Origin of the sequence: Bacillus sp. SIMBA_008 (assembly GCF_046535495.1) — a bacterium.
GTDB classification, from domain to species: Bacteria; Bacillota; Bacilli; order Bacillales; family Bacillaceae; genus Bacillus; species Bacillus subtilis.
In genome coordinates, this window is the sequence record NZ_JAWRWL010001129.1 from 1 (window position 1) to 242 (window position 242).

At 69.8% G+C, this 242-nt stretch carries 1 pseudogene; it reads left to right on the forward strand.

The features are described from left to right. Nucleotides 1-242, forward strand: a pseudogene (locus SB658_RS26950) (hypothetical protein); the annotation flags it as partial.

The window sequence follows — 242 nt, forward strand, 5'->3', positions numbered from 1 at the left end:
GGTGACGGCATCCTTCACCGTCACCGCCTTCACGGAGCTCGACTTCCGCAAGACCCGCCTCTTCGGAACGGACGGAAGCATCGAGGGCGATGGACGCACGCTGGTGGTGCACGACTTCGCTCGGGACGAGAAGTACGACGTCGTCCCCGAGTCCCGGGGCAACGCGAGCGCGGCGGACGGACACGGCGGCGCCGACGACGCGCTCGTCCAGGCGTTCCTCGACGCTGTCCGCACCGGCGACC